Here is an 18,546-nt window from a genome sequence, read left to right as displayed (position 1 = left end):
ATAAGATATGAATAGCGAATTAAAAATGAATCAAGAATTACTGCTACAAGTCAGTCACGTTAGCAAACGTTATCAAGAAGGCTCGGTCGATACTCAGGTGTTACACGACGTTGAACTGCAAGTTTTTAAAGGCGAGCAACTTGCGATTGTTGGTAGCTCTGGTTCTGGAAAGAGTACCTTGCTGCATATTATGGGCACCCTAGATAGTCCAACCAGTGGCTGCGTGACTATGCTAGGTGAAGACTTGTATAAACTGTCGAGCCAGCGACAAGCACAGGTACGTAACGAGCACCTTGGCTTTATCTATCAGTTTCACCACCTGTTACCCGAATTTACGGCGCTTGAAAATGTTTCTATGCCGGCGCTTATTCAAGGTAAGAGTCGTAAGCAAGTCGAGGCCAAGGCCAAATCTCTGCTTGAGCGCGTGGGGCTAGCCCATAGATTAAGCCATACTCCGGCCGAAATGTCGGGTGGTGAACGTCAACGAGTGGCGATTGCCAGAGCCTTGATTAACGATCCTAAGCTAGTGTTAGCCGATGAGCCGACAGGTAATCTAGATGCAAATAGCGGCGAAGCTGTTTATGAGCTGATCACCGAGCTTGCTGCACAGCTAGGCACTGCATTTGTTGTAGTGACCCATGATCAAAGCTTAGCCGCCAGAATGGATAGACAGCTGCATATGAAAGATGGTCGTCTAGTGCAAGCTGAGGAACTTAACGGATGAAAGCGTTGTTAGCGATGTGGGTGGGGTGGCGCTTTTACTTCGCCCGCCAGTCGAATCGATTTATTAGTTTTATCTCTTTCGCTTCAACGGCGGGTATTGCTCTTGGGGTTGCGGTGCTGATCGTGGTCTTGTCGGCAATGAACGGCTTTGAAAAAGAGTTAGAGCAGCGCTTATTAGGTGTGGTGTCCCATGGTGAGCTTATTGGTGTTAACGAGCCTATTCATCATTGGCAATCGATAGTCGATGATGCCAATAAGGTACCCGGCATTGTTGCCGCTGCGCCATTTGTGCGTATGCAGGGACTCGTGCAGAAGGTTGGGGGCTTTCAAGGTCTGACCGTACTTGGGATCGATGTCGATACTGAGGCAAGCGTCTCCAATATTAAGCAGTTTATGTCGCCAAAGAGCTGGCAAAGTCTTGCTCAGCAAGACAGTAACAATATCGTCTTAGGTCAAGGCTTAGCTAAGAGTCTCGATTTAAAAGTTGGTCAGTCCCTTAGCCTGTATATGCCCAATATTAATAATCAGTCACAAAATAGGATTGGCGCGGCAAAGAGTCATCGTTTTGTTGTTTCGGGGATTTTTGAACTCGGTGGTGAGCTTGATATGACCACGGCTTATATTCCGATGCAGTATGCCGCCAAGACCTTAAAGCTAGGCGACAATGTTTCAGGTGTGCGCATTAAAGTGGATGATGTGTTTGCCGCACCAAGATTGATCCGCGACTTAGGCTATAGCCAACAGCAGTATGTGTATATTTCTGACTGGACCCGCACTCAAGGTCACCTGTATCAAGATATTCAATTGGTGCGTATGGTGATGTACTTAGTGTTGGCGTTAGTGATTGCGGTGGCCTGCTTTAATATCGTATCGACCTTAGTGATGGCGGTGCGAGACAAGCAGTCTGAAATTGCGATTTTACTTACTATGGGCATGAAAAAAGCATCAATCATGCTGATCTTTATTGTGCAGGGAGCGTTTAATGGTGTTTTAGGTTGTGCCATCGGCGGGGTGTTAGGAACGTTAATTGCCCTGAACTTAAGTGCGATAGCCCGTGGTATTGAGTCGTTGTTTGGCATTCAGCTATTATCTGCCGATGTTTATTTTATTGACTTTTTGCCCTCGCAGCTAAAAGGCGGCGATGTGGTGACGGTCATAGCTCTGGCCTTTGTGATGAGCGTTATTGCTACTTTGTATCCAGCATGGAAGGCTAGCCAGACACCGCCAGCGAGAGCATTAGCGGGTCGGTAGAAGCGATTGATAAATACAGATAAAGCCAGCGGATGCTGGCTTTATTTTTTTACTGTTATTGGTTAAGCCAGGCGAGGGCGTCGGACTCATTATCAAAGTAGCGAGTCTCTCCCGCTATAAACCAGTTACCGATTTTTGAGGCAATCTGTTGCCAGCCCTTATTACCATAAAGCGCAATCTTGACGAACTGATTACCATGTTTTAAGCCTAGCTTTAAATCATCCCAAGCGGCGCTGAGTTCCCAGCCTTCAAGTTCAGTTGCATCAAATAATGCCTTGATTTTTGGTTGTTTGACCTCTGAAAGTGCCGAGTCAATCACTGGCGTAATCGCAAGGTAATCACTATGGGTGAGCTTACCTTTGGCTTTGAGTGTCAGAAAAAACTCATCATTCATTCTCTCGATCCCGATGGAAAATCCATGTCTTAGGGCTGTCATTGCACTCTCCTTGATTAGGTGACTGAGTAGTTAACTTGGTTAACGCTAAGGTTTGTTCTTTAATTCATTCGTTTGCATAAGGAAGATTCAAGCGGTTAGCGGCTAATCACATTGATATCGAATGGTATCGCGTTTATGCTTTCGATCAATTTAGTAACCCGTGTCAGAGCAAACCTGCTTTATGAGTTTGAGCTTAGTATATAAACGTAGAATACGAGCTTAAGATTTTGAGTTTGAATGTAGGTATAGAAGAGCTTGGGCATAAAACCAAGTCAAAAGGAATAATAATGGATCAGCAAGCATATGCAATCGGTGTGAAGGGACAGAAGTGGGGCGAAGCTGAGAAGGCTCAGTGGCTTAATGCTCAAGGAGTTAAACGCCTATACCAAGATGAGGTCGTGACCAAAATTCTTGGGCTTAAAGACCGTTTTGAGGTTTCACAGTATGGCGCTCTTTCCTACGATGTTGAGCGCTACCCGCTGTTTGCTGTGAAGTCGTTAGACTGGGATATGAGTAAGCGAACCATTTTAGTAACGGGTGGTGTCCACGGCTACGAAACCAGCGGTGTTCAAGGCGCAATTCGTTTTATTGAAACCAAGGCGGCAGATTACGCTAAACATTTTAATATCTTAGTGGCGCCTTGTATTAGTCCTTGGGGTTATGAAACCATTAACCGCTGGAATCCCAAAGCGGTCGATCCTAACCGTTCTTTCTATCAGGATAGCCCAGCCGAAGAATCTGCGGCCTTGATGGCGCTTGTAGCGGGACTTGGCGCTGAGGTTTTTGCTCATATCGATCTACACGAAACCACAGATACCGACAACAGCGAATTTAGACCCGCATTGGCGGCGCGTGATGCTGTGGAGCACACCAACTGGAACATTCCAGATGGCTTTTACTTAGTTGGCGATACCATCAACCCACAAGATGCATTTCAAACGGCAATGATTAAATCGGTAGAGCAGGTGACTCATATCGCACCAGCCGATGACGATGGTAAGCTAATCGGCGTCGAATTATCTCAATTTGGGGTGATTAACTATGCGACTAAGGCGTTAGGTTTATGTGCAGGCGTGACAGATGCAAAATATGTCACCACAACAGAAGTCTATCCAGACAGCCCATTATCAGATGCTGAAAACTGCATTGTGGCGCAGGTCGCTGCGATAACCGGTGGACTGGATTACTTGCTGAGCCTGTAGCTTTTGCTGCTTAGCTGTGACCCTAGGCTTTGGTTTATGGCTTTGGTTTATGACTCTAGTTTAAGGTTCTAGTTTAGCATTTTGCAGTAACAAGGGCGGCTTTATCACAATAGCCTCGTCATATAGACGAGGCTTTTTTATGCCTGTATTTTCATCATGTTGAAGAAATGTATTTGAAGTAAAAGGTCACTTTAAGTTAACCTGATTGCGATAATAATGACAAAAAACAGCAAAAGGAAATTTGCTCATGAGTATAGTTTTAGCTACCTCAGCTTTTGCTTTATCTCTCTCAGTACTTGCGCCTTTTAACGGTGATTCATCGGTGCTTATTGAAAACCCCAATGTTATCCAGCAGCAGGATTGCTTCAGCGGAACGTTCTCCAGCTACAATGTTTGGCAAAAAAATATTAAGCAAAGATACCAACCGCACTACCATACCCAAGAACAGATCAGTCATGCGATGAGCGCGTTCGAAGCTCGATATCCACGGCATAAATTTAATGATGCTCAGCGCGAATTAGCTTGCAGCACGTTTACCTATATGGTCGATGGCATCCCCGTCGATGGCTTTGTGATTAAACCCAAGTTCTCGATAAAACCTTTGCCAGTGGTGATTTTTAATCGCGGCGGCAATGGTGACTTTGGCCGGGTAGGCTTCAAGGCTATGATGCATACTCTTTTTCCCATCGCGCGAGAGGGTTTTGTGATTATTGGCAGCCAGTATCGAGGCTCCTATAGCGCTCAAGCCCTTTCTCAATCAGGCTTAAAAGCAGATGGCCGAGTGAGTGTCGAGGATGAGTTCGGTGGTAGAGATATTGAAGATGTAATGGCTTTACTTGACTATATTCCGAGTATTGCTGGTGCAGACTCCAAGCGTATTGGCCTATTTGGCTGGAGCCGAGGAGGAATGCAAAGCTATTTGGTGTTAAAGCAGATTGAAAATATTAAAGCTGTTGTGACTGTCGCCGGGGACACAGATTTGCTGGCGGGTCTTAGCCAGCGCCCTGATATGGAGCGTGTATATAAGAAGCGTATTCCAGACTACAGTGAAAATAAAGACGCCGAACTTGAAAAGCGATCGGTGATTAAATGGGTCGATAAGTTACCGACTAATGTCCCCATTCTGTTGTTACATGGCAGTGATGATAGGCGAGTCGATGTCAGTCACTCAATTACATTTGCCGAGAAGCTGAAACAACATAACTTGAGTCATAAGCTGGTTGTTTATGATAAGGATGATCACGGCTTAACCCGCAATAAAGAGCAAGCGTACCAAGAGGTAGTCACTTGGTTTAAGCAATATCTATAACTTAAAACGAGCATTAAGTGGAGCATTAACAGAAATGAGCAAGGAAAGCGCGATGAGAGTATTCAACCAGTTCTGGTTTTGGTTCGGCTTAATCATTTGCCCAATCATTTTTATTGCGAGTGTCTTCAATACTGGTCGATTACTCGGCCATTTGATTTATCGCTCTGAACCATTATTACAAGCATTGAGTACTGCGCCTGAGCGTCTTGAGTTAGTGGTGAGCTTAGCTCTGGCTATTTGCACTGCTTCTGAGTTTTACCGAGCATTGAGCCGCGCAAAAGTAAGGTTTGCAGGCTAAGTTAAACTGACTTCAGACTCGCTAGCAGTCATTGATACATCTGTATCGCGGCGAAAGTGTTTGAAGATGTAACTATATATCAATAGGTTGACTAATAGGTGGCATCAAGCCGGAGTTATAACATAGCTTAAAAAAAGAAAACGCAGCCATTACCTGCAATCAGGTGGCTGCGTTTTTATTGGATAGAAAATGAATATCAGTAAGATTATTGTTGCTTGTGCAACAAAATAGAACTAAACTTCACAGTTGTTGCATGTGCAACAATAAGTTTTAAAGTAGCAGGTCAGGTGGCTAGTCAGTCAATGAGTCTGTTGAAGACAGACCTATCATTCATAAGCCCGTTGCTGCATCACATAAAGATGTTGGCTCTAGATCTCGTGATATTCGTGGAGAGAAGATGAAAGACAAAATATACCAATATATTAGCTATGCAGTACTGGGATTAGCCGTACTGTTTTCGCTATTTTTGGTCACCACAGACAACATCGCTCCCTTCACTACACAGGCTGCCGTACATAAGAGCGTGGCGACGATTGCTGCCGAAGTCGAGGGGGTGGTGACTCAGGTTTATGTCAAAAATGGCCAGCAAGTGAATAAAGGCCAAGCATTATTTGCCATCGATCAAACTCGATACCTTATCGCGGTAAAGCAAGCACAGGCAGAGCTTGATCAAGCTCTGGAATCCAACTCTGCAAAAGGACAAGAGCTGGTCTCGGCTGAGCAGATTACCTCTCAACGAGCCTTAGAAAAATTGAATGCCAGCCGTAAGATGAAGCGCTATGAGTCGTTACTAACTCAGGGCACTGTTACTCAACAAGAGTTAGAAGATACACAGCTGGCTTATAAAGTATCTGTCAGCACAGAGTCAGCGGCCAAAGCTGAAGTGAAGCGTATTCAGGCTGAGCTTTCAACAGAGCAAGATAATGCAGCGATTGAACTCGCTAAGGCTAAGCTGGCTCAAGCTCAACTCAATCTTGAGCATACCGTCATTAAATCAAAGCTTGCGGGATCTGTGAGTAATTTACAGCTACAAACGGGTAGCTACTTAGCTGCTGGGGCGAGCGCTATGTTCATTGTCAACGAGCAAGACACCTGGCTCAATGCGGACTTTAATGAAAAAGGTATCGCTCATTTGCAAGCTGGCGTCCGAGTTGCTGTGGTTTTTGATGCCTTGCCCGGTAAAGTATTTCAGGGGAAAATCATTAATCAAGATAGTGCCATTTATGATGCATCAAGCCAAAGTAGTCAGTTAGCCGATGTGACGAACAGCGATCGCTGGATCAGAGAACAGCAGAAAATTCGTACTCGCGTCAGCGTCAATGAGCAAAACCCGCAACTTATCTCGGGGGCTAGGGCCAGTGTGATGGTCGAGAACGGTAATTGGCTGGTGGATGCTTGCGCCGAGATTTGGATGCAGTTAGTTAGCTATTTTCACTATATATATTAGTATCCTCACATGTTAATTAGCTGTAGAACAGGACGATTTATCCCCGTAGCAGTTACCTTAATTGCACTTATCTAAGAGCCAGATGTATCAGTCGCGCAGATTTTACTCGTTGGTATTTCAGCGATAGAGATTGTCGTGCTCGTTATATCAGTGCTCGTTATATCAGTGCTCGCGATATCAATGCGATCTAGCACAGTCAGAGATAGTCTTTGGATTTAAGTATGTTTAACACTAATGAAAACAGTACAGATCAGAGAAATGAAGCGATCAGAATTACCTTCGTCATTACATTCTGTATGTTGGTTGCCAAAGTCTTTAATTTTGACTCTAGTGTTTACCTTGCTCTGTATCCAACTATAGCTATGACCAAAGTGAAAGATTACTCCTGGGGCAAGCTTTTTAGTACTTTTGCCCCCACATTTGTTTCAGCTTGCGTGGCACTGTTGGTTGTAGAACTTTTTCAGTCTCACCCTTTTGTTGTCTGGACAATCAGCTTAATCTTTATTGACTGGATGCGTAAAAAAGCCGATACCCCGATTAAGCGTAGTGGGCTGATAATGCCTATTTTTAACTGGATCTTGATTGTGGTTTTTTCACAATTTAGTAGCCAAAGTATGCCCGATAGAATCGGCGAAATTTTGCTGTCTATGGTGATTACTGTGTGTGTCGCAAAGGCTGCTGTGAAGCTGTTCCCATTACACTGCAAGACAAAACCTATGGTATTTCAGCCGCAAAAAGTGACCTACCAGCAAAGACTTATCACTTTAAGCCTGATTGGCAGTGGGTTAGCCCTGTTGATGAATATCAACCTGCTGTCGGCAACCTTCTGTATGGTCCCCGTTATTGCTGCGGCAACACAGAGTGACCGCCGCGCCTATAAAGAGGTGGTTTCGCGCCGATTCATCACCCAAATAGGTGGGTGCTCCGTTGCCGTGTTAGTGAGTCTTTTACTTGCAGAACATCAAGCCATTATTGGCTATTACGGACTGATTGTTGCTGGGGCAATTTTTGCAATTGCGGTGATGATGGTTACAGGGGAGAATGCACAGCGAGACATCCACGCTGATGCTCTTTTAGCCACAGTGTTACCCATTCAGCTCTATATCGGTACGACGAGTATGGGCATAGAGAGTATCTTCCTAAGAGCATGGGAACTGGCGGTCACTTTAGCTATATTATTTCTATTATTTCAGTTGTCTAACAAAAGAGAACACCATGTCACAGACAATCAAAATTGTGCCTGAACTCGAAGCCAGTACGTCATTTATAATGGGATTAGCCTATAAGCAATTCAGGACCCTGGCTAACCAAGCCTTGTCGGCAAAGCTTGGGATCAGCTTAGAGATGTTAGGTGCGCTCAAGGTATTAGCCCATGGCGGTGAGATGCCTCAGCAGGGGCTTGCCGAAGGGTTACAGCGTGAACGTTCGGCTACTAAGCGTTTAGTGGATAATTGTATTAAGCGCGAATTAATAACCAGCTATAAAACTGAAACCAATAAAAAAGCCAAGTACTTAGTCATTACCGAAAAAGGTTTACAGGTAAAAGAGCAAGCAAGTGCGATTCTTGCTGAAATCATTGAACAGTTCTATGAACCGCTAACCACCGAGGAGCGCGATAGCTTATTGGTGATTTGTCGTAAACTGATTAAGGACGATATTTATTTGGGCAATGATTAATGTTATCGGCTAAAACTTTGTAGGACCTAGGACCTAGGACCTAGGCCTAGGACCTACAATACTTTATTCCGCTTCTGAAGCGATAACCGCTTTAATGCCCTGAGAGTGAATTTTGACGCAAATACCATCTTTCTTAAAGGCGATAGTTGGATTTGGTAGGCGCTCTTTATCACCTTTGGGTGAACTCATTTTCACCTTAACCTCGGTGTCTCCCGCTAAAACAGCGGCGAGTTGCGGTGCATGAGCCAGTAACGCTTGGCTCAGTTCGTCGCAATCTGTTGCGCCGCACTCGAGTACCAACTCAATATGCTCCCAGCCTTCAACAGGATAGACTTTATCGCTTGGGTAGGGTAGCTCGACACACTCAATCGTACTATTGCCCATCAATAAAGGCGTCGCTAGCTCAATGATTAGAATTGGGCGGCCGTTAATCATATTGTCTGAAATGATATTACCGACCTTGGCAAACTCATGACGCAGTTCATCGGCGGCCTCTGCGCTATTGACGCGAAGCGCTGTATGATCACATTCAAGTGTGAGTGAATCTAGGCCTAGCTCTTGAGTAAATGCTTGTATGCGTTGGCTAAATGACGGCCAACTGCTAATTAATTCTTGGTATGTCATAGGTGTGCCTTAATGCTAAATGGGCATGGAATAAAAGTGAAAAAGAGGTGTTAATGGGTCTGTGGCTAGATGCCTTAAGGCCAGATCTCAATTGGAGTACCTGGCTCAATTGCTCGCCAAAGCTCGTCCATTTCGGCATTGGTAATTGCGATACAGCCATCGGTCCAATTATACATCTGCGCTTCTTCTGGGCTTAGGTTAGAGTTGGGATTCTCGCCATGGATCATAATTTGCCCGCCTGGGCTAATGCCGAGGGCATCAGCACGTAATTTGTCTTCATCATTTGGGTAGGAGATATGGATCGCGCGGTAGTAAGCACTATCAGACTTTTTATAATCGAGTATATAACGGCCTTCTGGGGTGCGTTGATCGCCTTCGGTGAGCTTATGGCCCACGGGGTTATCACCCATGGCGATACGATATTTCTTTAGCACCTTTCCTTGGCGAAGAAGCGCCATGCTTGCTTCAGATTTAGTCACAATCACTAAGTCGGCTTTACCACTGGTCATAGCGCTCGCAAAAGTGGCGCTTGAAAAGAGGGGGCTTAAAATTAGCATCAGCAAGCTGAGCGATAAAACAATAAAACGCATGAAAAACCTTGAGCGAAACGGCTAAAAATCGATGAATGAATGGCTTTATATTACCTTAAAATAACACGGCTGTTGATGATAAAGGCTAAGATTATTTTTGAGCTCATCCTATATGCGTGTCACACTATTCATATCACCAATCTTAAATGCCTTGATAAGTCAGATTAAACCGACGATTTCATCGCTAAATTCTTGCAAGGATTTGTTGTAAAAATGGCAACAGAGAAAGATCCAGAAAGTTTGTTAAAGCTCAAATTACGCCGGGTAATTTTTGGTACCGATACTCGAGCTGGGCGTTATTTTGATATCAGTTTGATGGTCTGTATCGTGATGAGTGTGCTACTTGTCTTTCTCGATACCGTGGCTTCCGTTCATGAGCGTTATGGCGATATTATTGTCATTATGGAGTGGGGCTTTACCATTATCTTCACTATTGAGTATCTGCTAAGGCTTTATTGCTCGGCCAACCCCCTCGGTTATGCGAGAAGTTTCTATGGTGTGGTCGATCTATTATCGGTATTACCGACCTATTTAGCTCTGTTCTTCCCTGGGGCAAACTTCACCATGGTCATTAGGATCTTACGCCTGTTTAGAATTTTCAGGGTATTGAAGTTACTACGCTATTTAAGCGAAGGTAACTTACTATTGCGTGCCATGATGCAATCGGGTCGTAAGGTTTTTATCTTCTTTTTCTCGGTGAGCCTTATCGTTGTGGTATTGAGTGCCGTTATGTATGTGGTTGAAGGGCCGAACAACGGTTTTACCTCGATCCCTAAGTCGATTTACTGGACCATAGTGACCATCACTACCGTAGGCTATGGCGACATTACCCCTGGTACGCCCCTCGGTCAGGCTATAGCGGCATTTACTATGCTGCTGGGTTACTCGATTATTGCTATCCCGACCGGTATTTTAACCGCCGAAATATCGCAAGAGATTGGCCGTACACGAGACTTAAGACGCTGCAGTAACTGCTTGAAAGTTGGCCATGAAAATAATGCGCTCTACTGCGACCAATGTGGCAGTGAATTAGAGAGCGAACTGTAAAATAATAAAGTTAAAGGATTAGAGGTGTTATGGCTGTAGCCAAGTTTGTACAGGGATCGATTTTACGCCATATTTTGGTGATGAGCTCTACCGCGGCTATCGGTATTTCGGCGCTGTTTGTGGTCGACTTATTGGATATTTTCTTTCTCAGTTTACTGGGGGAGCAGGAACTTGCCGCGGCAGTTGGCTACGCTGGCACCATCTCATTCTTTACCACCTCAATTGGTATCGGCCTTTCTATTGCCCTAGGGGCGTTGGTGTCGCGATCCATTGGCGCAAAGCAGATCGAAAAAGCTAAGCGGCTGCTGTTAAACAGTCTTGTTGTGACTTTTTTGGTGAGCCTGTTTGTTGCCTTCAGCGTGTATATGTTTATTCCTGAGCTATTGAGCCTGGTAGGGGCAACGGGCAGAACAGCTGAACTTGCCGAGAGTTATCTTAATATTTTGGTCCCTTCCTTACCTCTTATCTGCCTTGCGATGGCGCTGGGTAGCGCGTTAAGAGCAGTAGGTGATGCCAAGTTGTCTATGGTGTCGACCCTAATCGGAGGGGGGGTGAATGCGGTTTTTGACCCAATATTTATTTTCATGTTTGCCATGGGAATTGAAGGCGCGGCCGTTGCATCGGTCATGGCACGCTTTGCCGTGTTTGCGGTTGCAGCTCGAGGCGTTGTGGTCAAACACAACTTACTCGGTCGCTTTAATGCCGATCACTTTGTTGAAGATTTATCTCCCATCTTCGCCATCGCAGGTCCCGCTATGCTTACCAATGTAGCGACTCCAATCGGTAATGCGGTAGTGACGCGCGCCATCGCGGATTTTGGCGATAGCTATGTGGCTGGCTGGGCGGTTCTAGGCCGTCTCATCCCCGTATCATTTGGCATGATCTTCGCGCTATCGGGTGCCATCGGACCGATTGTTGGACAAAACTATGGCGCATTGGAGTTTGAACGGGTGAAAGAGTCACTGACTCGAGCGATCCAATTTTGCGCCGTCTATGTATTGGTTGTATCTCTACTCTTATTCTTAACACGTCATCAAATTGTCAGTGTGTTCGATATGAAAGGTGATGCGGCGGATCTGATTTTGTTCTTCTGCTCGTTTATAGCGGTATTCTTTATTTTCTCAGGTATTTTATTTGTCGCCAATGCCTCATTTAATAACTTAGGCAAAGCCAAGTATTCGACCCTGTTTAATGTTGGTAAGGCAACATTAGGTACCATTCCCTTTGTTTATTTTGGTGCTCAATGGGGAGGGGTTTACGGTGTGTTGATTGGCCAAGCGGTAGGCTCGATACTTTTCGGCGTACTGGGTGTCTTAGTCGCTTATCGACTGGTGGACAGGGTCAGGGCTGCGGCTGTTGAACCTGTGATCCATACAGTGGCGGAAGATATAAATGAGTTTGATGAGGAGTTAAGTTTGAGTGGTCAGAGTCCGCTTTCTTCCTCTTGTGCCAATATGGCAATAGTCAATGAGGAGCAGGATTGCGAGGGAAGTAACGAAGTAGCTGAGCTTATTGGCGTTAAAGAGGAGAGGACTCCTAGCAAATAAGCTCAATCAAACAAGAAACATTGCGCAGTGAGCCGATATTTAGTTAGCTGACGCCGCTTTTTCTTCATTTGCTTCTACTGGTGCGTCATCTGTCGCATCAGTTGTCTCTTGTGCTGCAGCCGCTTGCTCTGCCGCTTCGGCTTCAAGTTTTGCTTGCTGCTCTGCACGCTCAGCCTTAGACACGTATTTTTTGATCGTAGGTGCAGTGTGCTTATTAAGGCGAGCCTTAGCACGTTTTGCAGTCTTTTTGATCATCTTCTGTTTTCTGTTCATGAGTTCTCTACGATATGCCTATTAATAACGTCTATATGATGTCTATTGTGGCACATTCTGCGCCAAGCTAGAAATCGGACGCGAATTTTACCCTAAACAAGGCGTAACCGCTACCGCCGTATTGTGATTAACAATATCGCCTCCAAGAACCTAAGGTTGTTTAGCTTGTGAGTTCGGCGCGAAATTGCACCGCAAGACCATAGGCATGACGTCTTTCATCCTACTTAATTTGCCAAAATACTCAGATTCGAGCACTTTGTTATACTGATTTTTTTGTGGTTTGATATAAAATGGCGACAAAGCATCAATAGTGGTGCACGAGAAAGTCTTAAGATGAGTAATACAGCCGCATGAATCCACCAAGCAATATCACTTTTTTCAGTCGTTTTGAGACTGATATTCTAGCCGGTAAGAAAACCATCACCTTACGTGACGAGTCCGAGTCTTATTACCAAGCTGGACAGCGGGTGAGTGTGTCTAATTTAGAAGATGGTCGCTGCTATGGCGAGCTTGATATTCTTTCTGTTAGCCGCGTTGCTTATGATGACTTAAATGATACGCACGCAGAGCAAGAAAATATGAGTTTAGCTGAGCTTAAAACCTTAATTAGACAGATTTACCCGGGAATTGAAGCTCTATATCTCATTCATTTTAAATTGGTTTAATTCACTTTAAATTGGTTTAGTTCAACTTCTTACTTGTTATTTTTTCACTAAATTATTTTAGTGTGCAGTTATTCAAAACTCTGGTTTTTGAATAACGATAGTTCATGCAAAATCCCAAGGCAGACAGTAGACTTGTGTTATTCAACTGAATAACACAAGTCTATGTCGCTGATGACAAAAGATACTTCCAAAAAAGCAGAACAAGATAATGTTCGTGCGAGTCTTATTCGCGCGGCGTATCGCTGTTTTACTGCCGCAGATTACGACAAAGTCAGTATCCGACAAATTAGCGAATTAGCCGGTGTGAATATGGCGATGATCCGCTATTACTTCGGTAATAAACTGGGTTTGTTTGAGGCGATGGTGACTGAACATATCCATCCTATCCATCAGCGCGCAAAAGCATTACAACAATCTCACGGTAAGCCTACGGTGGCTGATATTGTCTCTGAGTTTTATCAAACAATGATCCCCAATCCAGAATTTCCGCGCTTTTTGTTTCAACTGATGAGTTCAGACCACTCATCAGAGGCAAAGGCGGTGATTTACAAATTGTTTGAACCTATCGCCGATCTCACGCCTATGCCGAAACAACTATTAGAAGAGTCGGGCGAACTTGATCCGCAAATGCTAAAGATGTCGCTACTGAGCTTAATGATTTTTCCCTTTGTCATGCCAACTCCAATGGCAAAACTACATGGTTATCAACTTAATGAAGAATTTTATCAACAATTGGCCAAACACAATATTGCTCTGCTCGAACATGGTTTGTCTGGAGGAAAGCATTAATGTCTAGCTATAAAGGAAAACGATGGTATTTCTTTCCTGCGGTAGCCGTGGGCTTTGTAGTGCTGGTGTTAGTGGTCAAACTGCGCAGCCATCCACCATTAGAGTTGCAGGCTGAGCCAAGCAAGTTAGTTGAGGTGATTTTCTTAGAGAAAAGCCCTGTGGTGGCACAGGTCGATGCCTTTGGCCGTGTTAGCCCTAAAATTCAATGGCAGTTATTGCCAGAAGTTGGCGGCCGTGTTGTGTACAAGCACCCGGATCTTGCCGTGGGTAAAATCCTCGCAAAAAATACCCTGTTACTGGCTATCGATCCGCTGGATTATCAAATTCGTCTGGCTCAAGCTCAGGCCGACCGTAAGGCGCTTGAAGGGCAGTTAGAAGGTAAGAAGCTGCAACTTAAAAACCTTAAATTATCGCTTGAGATTGAAAATAATCGCTACGACTTGGTTAAATCTGACTTAAAGCGTAAAGAAACACTGCGTAAGCAGAATCTTATCTCTCAGTCTGAACTCGATGGCGAACGGCAAAACTTACTGGGTCAGCAGCAGAAACTGCAAGAGCTAGATAATAGCCTGAACCTGATGCCAAATGAGACGCAGATCCTTGAGGCGCAGTTGCTGCAAGCCGAAGCCCGTGAGCAGGAAGCCCAAAGCCAGCTGACTAAGACCGAAATTCGTCTTCCTTTTGAAGGCCGGGTGGCCGAGGTTAACGTTGAAGGCAGTCAGGTGGTGTCCCCTCAGCAGGTGCTAGCACGCATCAATGGTATTGAGGTGATGGAAGTCGAGGCGCAGGTGTCGCTTGGCGATATGATGACCTTGATGAAAACGGTTAACAGGCCACAGGGCCTAGCACAACAGTTACCACGCGCCGAAACCTTGGGCTTAAGTGCCGAGATCACCTTAAAGGGGGCGACTTATTCCTTTAGCTGGCCAGCAGAGATCACCCGAATTGGCGAAACGGTGGACCCAACATTAGCCACCGTCAGTATCGTTTTGCAGGTCGAGCAGCAGTACCGCGAGCTTAAAATTGGCCAGTCACCTCCATTGGTGAACGGCATGTTTGTTAGTGCCCGAATTAAAGGTGGCGAGCGTGATTACTGGATGGTGCCTGAGCGTGCACTGCACGGTGAAAAGCTTTACATCATGAACCAAGAGAAGCGTCTCGAGCTGGTGGATGTTCAAGTGCTGTTCCGTCAAGAGGGCCATGCGGCGGTGCAGGGGGATCTAGTTGATGGGATGCAGTTAGTATTAACTGACCTTATTCCAGCCATTAATGGAATGGCGCTACGCACTCAAGCGAATGATGCAACAGGATCTGACCACAGTGCTGAACAAGCGGCTGGGGAGATGCAGCCGTGATCGGTTTTTTTGTTCGCCATCCTACGGCGACGTCCTTGCTGATGTTGGCCTTTATCGTGCTGGGCATTAAGGCGATGCCTGAGCTTAAGCGCGAAACGTTTCCTGAGTTCTCCAAGAGCTATATTACCGCCCAGGTAGTGCTACCCGGCGCATCACCGCAAGATGTGGAGGAAAATCTCTGCCTAAGAATGGAAGATGCTGTCGACAGTCTAGGCAGCATTGTTGAAACCAAGTGTGACGCCTTAGAGGGCGTAGCACGCATGACGCTCAAGCTTGATGATAAGGCAGACTTGAGTCGGAGCCTCGTGGATGTACAAACTAAGATCTCGGCCATTAAAGACTTCCCTGCCGAAATTGAACCGCCGATTGTCGAAGAGCTTGATTTTAATGAGCGAATTATCGATATCGCCGTGTCAGCATCGACGAGTAAGCCTGAGCTGAAAGCTTATACCGAGGATTTGAAGCGCCGTTTAAAACTCGATACCAGTATCAGTCAGGTTGAGATCTCAGGTTTCTCATCCCATCAGCTATTAGTGGAGGTGTCGCTTGGGGCAATTAAGCGTTTAGGCATGAGCGTTGCCGATGTCGCTAAACAGATTGAACAGCAAAACGTGCAGCTACCTAGCGGTACCGTTGAAACGCCAAGTAAGAATATTCTTATTCGCTTCGATCAGCGAGAAGTTGAGCCTGAACGTCTTGCCAATATCGTCATTCGCTCCGATGCTCAGGGTGGGGTGGTGCGTCTTCGTGATATTGCCACCATCACAGATAGATTTGAACTCGATGAAGAGAGCATTCGTTTCGATGGTGAACAAGCGGCGATTCTGACCGTGTTCAAGAATAAGTCACAAGATTCACTGCGCCTTAAAGAGGAGATCATCGGCTTCTTAGACGCAGAGAAGCTGCGCGCGCCTAATGGCATCACTATCAGTACCTCTAACGATTTGAGCTCACTGCTGTGGGACCGACTATCCATGCTGGTTAAGAATGGTTGGCAGGGGGTGGTACTGGTGTTTTTGTGTATGTGGCTATTTTTTAGTTTGCGCTACTCTTTTTGGGTGGCAATGGGCTTGCCTGTCGCCTTTATGGGTAGCCTGTTCTTTATGGCGCAAGTAGGCCTTACCATAAACATTATGACGCTGGTGGCATTCTTAATGGCGATTGGCATCATGATGGATGATGCGATTGTGATTGCAGAATCCATCGCTGCACATATTGAGCGTGGTATGAATAAGGCTGATGCGGTTATTCAAGGCGTAAAGCGTGTATTGCCGGGCGTGGTATCATCGTTTTTAACCACGGTATTTATCTTCTCCAGTATTGCCTTTATGGAAGGGGACATGGGCAAGGTGCTGCGGGTTATTCCGCAAACTTTACTGCTTATTTTAACCGTGAGTTTAGTTGAAGCCTTTTTAATTTTACCTAATCATTTAGCCCATGCAGCTAAAGGCAAAGAGCGTAAAACCAGTCGCTTTAAGCAAAAGTTTAATCAAAAGTTTGAGTACTTCAGAACCGTGCAGTTAGTCGCGGCGGTAGAGTGGGTTATTAATTGGCGTTATGTGTTTATGGGCTCGGTCGTCAGCCTGTTGTTTATCTCTATTTCATTGGCCGCGGGCGGCGCGATTAAGTTTGTCGGTTTTCCTGAACTTGATGGTGATGTGGCGGAGGCGCGAATAATCTTGCCGCCGGGCGCAACGCTGGAGCAGACCGAGAACGTGGTGAACCGCGTCGTCAGTGTGGCTAAGGCGTTAGATGAAAAATATAGTGATAGAGAAGACGGTCATCGGCTTATTCAGCACATCACCGAGCGCTTTAATTTTAACGCCGATGCGGGAGAGAGTGGCGCCCATGTGGCCACGGTGAAAATCGATTTGCTGAGCGCTGAAGTGCGCCAAACCCTGATGAGTACTTTTATCCGTGAGTGGCAGCAGGGCGTAGGGGAGATGGTCGACCCGATTGCTATCGTGTTTAAGCAGCCTAAAATGGGGCCTGCGGGCCGCGCAATTGAAATTCGCGTGCGCGGTGACGATTTAGATGAACTTAAATCTGCCGCAATCGATGTACAGCAGTACTTGCAAGGCTTTAACGGCGTCTCTGGTGTGATGGATAGTATGAGACCGGGTAAGGCGGAAATATTAATGACATTAAAACCCGGCGCCGAGGCGTTTGGGGTTAACGGCATGATGCTCGCTAGCCAGTTGCGTGGTGCGTACTTCCACCAAACGGCCGACAATATTCAAGTGGGGCCTGAAAGCATTCAAATCGATGTCCAGTTAGATAAAGTCGATGCGGCCAAGCTTGAAAACCTGGCTAACTTCCCAATCACCATAGGTAGTGCAGGCGAGCAGGTGCCACTGTCGGCAGTCGCTAATTTTAAGTGGCAGCGAGGGTATGTGAAGATCTCACGGCTTGACGGTATGCGTTTTGTGACTATTACCGGCGAAGTAGACACTCACTTAGCGAATGCCAGTGAAATCAATAATGCCTTCAAGGATGAACTATTACCCAAGCTTAAAACGCGTTATCCAGGCATTAGAGTAAGCTATGAAGGGGAGGTAAAAGAAAGCAAGACCACGCAAAATTCTATGGCCAGCGGCTTTATTGTTGGTTTGCTGGCAGTTTTTGCCATCTTAAGCCTACAGTTTAAGAGCTACATAGAGCCGTTAGTGGTGATGGCGGTTATTCCGCTAGGTCTTATTGGCGTATTGTGGGGCCACTTATTGTTAGGTTACTCCATGAGTATGCCATCAATACTCGGGTTCGTGGCACTGGCTGGGGTAGTGGTTAATGACTCGATTTTGCTGGTGCAATATATTCGTTACCACGTAGAAGAGGGCCAATCGGTGCATCAAGCGGTAGTGAGTGCTAGCAAAGAGCGCTTTAGAGCAGTATTTATTACGTCTTTAACCACGGCTGCCGGCATGTTACCGCTGTTACTCGAGACCAGTATTCAGGCTCAGGTACTGCAGCCATTGGTGGTGTCTATGGTGTTCGGGATCTTCGCATCAACTGCGCTGGTACTGTTTATGGTGCCAGCCTGTTACGCGATTCTAGAAGACTTTGGCAAAGTGAGCTTTAGTCAGGCCAGCAGGAATAAAAATACTAAGGCATTAGAGGCCTAATCAAGCTTTGCTCACCGATTGTAAAAAGGCGCTAATCCTGATGGTTTAGCGCCTTTTTAGTAGTCGGAACGATTAGCTCTGCATTGCGCTAGAGCCATTTTTTATTACATTATTCCTTACTAAGAAACTGATTACCGTGATTGCTTTTTGGGTAAGTTAACGGCAGATCCGTTTCGTGTATCTTGGCCCGT

Annotated in this window: 18 protein-coding genes; 14 read left to right on the top strand and 4 right to left on the bottom strand. The window is 45.7% G+C overall.

The genetic code is table 11. From position 1 onward, the window contains the following. Nucleotides 1-7 precede the first annotated feature (7 nt). Nucleotides 8-724 (top strand): lipoprotein-releasing ABC transporter ATP-binding protein LolD, encoded by a 717-nt coding sequence (gene lolD, locus Q1A86_RS14395; protein ID WP_299807754.1) that lies wholly within the window; start codon nucleotides 8-10, stop codon nucleotides 722-724. Then, nucleotides 721-1,974 carry a lipoprotein-releasing ABC transporter permease subunit LolE gene (lolE, locus tag Q1A86_RS14390; RefSeq protein ID WP_299807752.1) on the top strand — a complete coding sequence of 418 codons (1,254 nt, stop codon included), beginning with the start codon at nucleotides 721-723 and terminating at the stop codon, nucleotides 1,972-1,974. Before lolD ends, lolE begins: the two co-directional genes overlap by 4 nt. A gap of 55 nt (nucleotides 1,975-2,029) precedes the next feature. Here the strand turns inward: lolE and Q1A86_RS14385 are convergent, their stop codons facing one another. Next, nucleotides 2,030-2,410: an STAS/SEC14 domain-containing protein gene (locus tag Q1A86_RS14385; protein ID WP_299807750.1), complete on the bottom strand. Its 381-nt coding sequence runs from the start codon at nucleotides 2,408-2,410 to the stop codon at nucleotides 2,030-2,032. A 287-nt stretch (nucleotides 2,411-2,697) separates the two neighbouring features. Between Q1A86_RS14385 and Q1A86_RS14380 the strand changes: the two genes are divergently transcribed. From Q1A86_RS14380 to Q1A86_RS14355, 6 genes are all read left to right on the top strand, one after another. Then, complete coding sequence (locus Q1A86_RS14380; protein ID WP_299807748.1) at nucleotides 2,698-3,612, top strand: M14 family metallocarboxypeptidase; 915 nt, start codon at nucleotides 2,698-2,700, stop codon at nucleotides 3,610-3,612. A 247-nt stretch (nucleotides 3,613-3,859) separates the two neighbouring features. Further along, complete coding sequence (locus Q1A86_RS14375; RefSeq protein WP_299807746.1) at nucleotides 3,860-4,921, top strand: prolyl oligopeptidase family serine peptidase; 1,062 nt, start codon at nucleotides 3,860-3,862, stop codon at nucleotides 4,919-4,921. A gap of 52 nt (nucleotides 4,922-4,973) precedes the next feature. Next, a complete protein-coding gene (locus Q1A86_RS14370; protein WP_299807744.1) occupies nucleotides 4,974-5,219 on the top strand; it encodes a hypothetical protein in 246 nt (81 codons plus the stop codon). Nucleotides 5,220-5,616: 397 nt separating this feature from the next. Then, a complete protein-coding gene (locus tag Q1A86_RS14365; protein ID WP_299807742.1) occupies nucleotides 5,617-6,666 on the top strand; it encodes an HlyD family secretion protein in 1,050 nt (349 codons plus the stop codon). 221 nt (nucleotides 6,667-6,887) lie between these two features. Then, nucleotides 6,888-7,910 (top strand): DUF2955 domain-containing protein, encoded by a 1,023-nt coding sequence (locus Q1A86_RS14360; RefSeq protein WP_299807740.1) that lies wholly within the window; start codon nucleotides 6,888-6,890, stop codon nucleotides 7,908-7,910. Further along, entirely contained in the window at nucleotides 7,882-8,343 is a 462-nt protein-coding gene (locus Q1A86_RS14355) for a MarR family transcriptional regulator (protein WP_299807738.1), read from the top strand. Before Q1A86_RS14360 ends, Q1A86_RS14355 begins: the two co-directional genes overlap by 29 nt. Nucleotides 8,344-8,406: 63 nt before the next feature. Here Q1A86_RS14355 and Q1A86_RS14350 read toward each other — a convergent pair whose 3' ends face one another. Continuing rightward, entirely contained in the window at nucleotides 8,407-8,967 is a 561-nt protein-coding gene (locus Q1A86_RS14350) for a VOC family protein (RefSeq protein WP_299807736.1), read from the bottom strand. A gap of 74 nt (nucleotides 8,968-9,041) precedes the next feature. After that, a complete protein-coding gene (locus tag Q1A86_RS14345) occupies nucleotides 9,042-9,557 on the bottom strand; it encodes a L,D-transpeptidase family protein (RefSeq protein WP_299807734.1) in 516 nt (171 codons plus the stop codon). 213 nt (nucleotides 9,558-9,770) lie between these two features. Between Q1A86_RS14345 and Q1A86_RS14340 the strand changes: the two genes are divergently transcribed. After that, on the top strand, nucleotides 9,771-10,604 hold the full coding sequence (locus Q1A86_RS14340; RefSeq protein WP_299807732.1) for an ion transporter: 834 nt from the start codon (nucleotides 9,771-9,773) through the stop codon (nucleotides 10,602-10,604). 29 nt (nucleotides 10,605-10,633) lie between these two features. Continuing rightward, nucleotides 10,634-12,151 (top strand): MATE family efflux transporter, encoded by a 1,518-nt coding sequence (locus Q1A86_RS14335; protein WP_299807730.1) that lies wholly within the window; start codon nucleotides 10,634-10,636, stop codon nucleotides 12,149-12,151. 39 nt (nucleotides 12,152-12,190) lie between these two features. On the opposite strand, the gene Q1A86_RS14330 is transcribed toward Q1A86_RS14335, so the two are convergent. After that, nucleotides 12,191-12,424 carry a DUF2986 domain-containing protein gene (locus Q1A86_RS14330; protein ID WP_299807728.1) on the bottom strand — a complete coding sequence of 78 codons (234 nt, stop codon included), beginning with the start codon at nucleotides 12,422-12,424 and terminating at the stop codon, nucleotides 12,191-12,193. Nucleotides 12,425-12,774: 350 nt separating this feature from the next. Here Q1A86_RS14330 and yqfB point away from each other — a divergent pair, with 350 nt between their 5' ends. The 4 genes from yqfB to Q1A86_RS14310 all read left to right on the top strand — a co-directional run bounded on the left by yqfB (nucleotide 12,775) and on the right by Q1A86_RS14310 (nucleotide 18,355). Further along, complete coding sequence (gene yqfB / locus Q1A86_RS14325) at nucleotides 12,775-13,089, top strand: N(4)-acetylcytidine aminohydrolase (protein WP_299807726.1); 315 nt, start codon at nucleotides 12,775-12,777, stop codon at nucleotides 13,087-13,089. A gap of 171 nt (nucleotides 13,090-13,260) precedes the next feature. Beyond that, nucleotides 13,261-13,878 (top strand): TetR/AcrR family transcriptional regulator, encoded by a 618-nt coding sequence (locus Q1A86_RS14320; protein ID WP_299807723.1) that lies wholly within the window; start codon nucleotides 13,261-13,263, stop codon nucleotides 13,876-13,878. Beyond that, nucleotides 13,878-15,233 (top strand): HlyD family efflux transporter periplasmic adaptor subunit, encoded by a 1,356-nt coding sequence (locus tag Q1A86_RS14315; protein ID WP_299807721.1) that lies wholly within the window; start codon nucleotides 13,878-13,880, stop codon nucleotides 15,231-15,233. The genes Q1A86_RS14320 and Q1A86_RS14315 overlap by 1 nt, the downstream gene beginning before the upstream one ends. Further along, nucleotides 15,230-18,355, top strand: a complete 3,126-nt coding sequence (locus tag Q1A86_RS14310) for an efflux RND transporter permease subunit (RefSeq protein ID WP_299807719.1) — start codon at nucleotides 15,230-15,232, stop codon at nucleotides 18,353-18,355. Before Q1A86_RS14315 ends, Q1A86_RS14310 begins: the two co-directional genes overlap by 4 nt. Nucleotides 18,356-18,546 lie beyond the last annotated feature (191 nt).

It is taken from the genome of uncultured Shewanella sp., assembly GCF_947497935.1.
Lineage (GTDB): Bacteria > Pseudomonadota > Gammaproteobacteria > Enterobacterales > Shewanellaceae > Shewanella.
The sequence above is the reverse complement of the archived record's forward strand: the minus strand, read 5'-3'. Positions and strand labels throughout refer to the sequence as shown.

Coding starts and splice junctions, on each gene's coding strand:
- lolD (WP_299807754.1), top strand. CDS start 8: ATGAATAGCGAATTAAAAATGAATCAAGAATTACTGCTACAAGTCAGT.
- lolE (WP_299807752.1), top strand. CDS start 721: ATGAAAGCGTTGTTAGCGATGTGGGTGGGGTGGCGCTTTTACTTCGCC.
- Q1A86_RS14385 (WP_299807750.1), bottom strand. CDS start 2,410: ATGACAGCCCTAAGACATGGATTTTCCATCGGGATCGAGAGAATGAAT.
- Q1A86_RS14380 (WP_299807748.1), top strand. CDS start 2,698: ATGGATCAGCAAGCATATGCAATCGGTGTGAAGGGACAGAAGTGGGGC.
- Q1A86_RS14375 (WP_299807746.1), top strand. CDS start 3,860: ATGAGTATAGTTTTAGCTACCTCAGCTTTTGCTTTATCTCTCTCAGTA.
- Q1A86_RS14370 (WP_299807744.1), top strand. CDS start 4,974: ATGAGAGTATTCAACCAGTTCTGGTTTTGGTTCGGCTTAATCATTTGC.
- Q1A86_RS14365 (WP_299807742.1), top strand. CDS start 5,617: ATGAAAGACAAAATATACCAATATATTAGCTATGCAGTACTGGGATTA.
- Q1A86_RS14360 (WP_299807740.1), top strand. CDS start 6,888: ATGTTTAACACTAATGAAAACAGTACAGATCAGAGAAATGAAGCGATC.
- Q1A86_RS14355 (WP_299807738.1), top strand. CDS start 7,882: ATGTCACAGACAATCAAAATTGTGCCTGAACTCGAAGCCAGTACGTCA.
- Q1A86_RS14350 (WP_299807736.1), bottom strand. CDS start 8,967: ATGACATACCAAGAATTAATTAGCAGTTGGCCGTCATTTAGCCAACGC.
- Q1A86_RS14345 (WP_299807734.1), bottom strand. CDS start 9,557: ATGCGTTTTATTGTTTTATCGCTCAGCTTGCTGATGCTAATTTTAAGC.
- Q1A86_RS14340 (WP_299807732.1), top strand. CDS start 9,771: ATGGCAACAGAGAAAGATCCAGAAAGTTTGTTAAAGCTCAAATTACGC.
- Q1A86_RS14335 (WP_299807730.1), top strand. CDS start 10,634: ATGGCTGTAGCCAAGTTTGTACAGGGATCGATTTTACGCCATATTTTG.
- Q1A86_RS14330 (WP_299807728.1), bottom strand. CDS start 12,424: ATGAACAGAAAACAGAAGATGATCAAAAAGACTGCAAAACGTGCTAAG.
- yqfB (WP_299807726.1), top strand. CDS start 12,775: ATGAATCCACCAAGCAATATCACTTTTTTCAGTCGTTTTGAGACTGAT.
- Q1A86_RS14320 (WP_299807723.1), top strand. CDS start 13,261: ATGACAAAAGATACTTCCAAAAAAGCAGAACAAGATAATGTTCGTGCG.
- Q1A86_RS14315 (WP_299807721.1), top strand. CDS start 13,878: ATGTCTAGCTATAAAGGAAAACGATGGTATTTCTTTCCTGCGGTAGCC.